This window comes from Vibrio sp. 704, assembly GCF_033339295.1.
Genome location: NZ_JAWOUH010000933.1, coordinates 1 through 537, shown reverse-complemented (window position 1 = coordinate 537; position 537 = coordinate 1). Strand labels below are relative to the sequence as shown.

The window sequence follows — 537 nt, the reverse complement described above, 5'->3', positions numbered from 1 at the left end:
AAGCAACTCAACATTTAATGACTGTGTTGTAGAGGTTTCTGTTTGAGCTAAACTATATGAGCTCAAAAGTGGCATGACCAAACATAATAATGTGATTAGTTGCTTGCTCATGATTTGCTATACCCCTTTAAAATGGTCAACTCAACCGGGATCATGTTAGGTCCTAAATATTGTAAGGTTTTAACAACCTGACCTAGTTCATCAACCCAATAAATATTTTCGATACCGTGGGAAAGACTACTAAACTCAACAGTTTCTTTATATACATTGGTCGTAGCGCTAGACATTGGTGTCGTCAACGTTTCTTGACCCGAGTAAGAACGAGTCACTCTTGCTGGAAAGCCATAACGATATTGTGTTGCCCAGTCGTATGAGAGTGCGTAGTTAACAGAGGCTGAATCAGAGGAAAAATCTGGCACATCACCATAAACACCCGCTAAGTCCCCATTCTGTAGACCTATCGTTTTGACGATATGCCCATTCTCCGTAACGATCATAGCTTTGTCAGCACTTACCCATTTCAGTTGTATTTTTCCA

General features: G+C 40.2%; 1 protein-coding gene. It reads right to left on the bottom strand.

Annotated features, from left to right (window positions below; all coding sequences use genetic code 11):
• Positions 1 to 107 precede the first annotated feature (107 nt).
• Positions 108 to 537 (bottom strand): YjbF family lipoprotein (locus tag R7R24_RS29955; protein WP_318120621.1); only part of this gene is annotated, 430 nt, incomplete at its 5' end.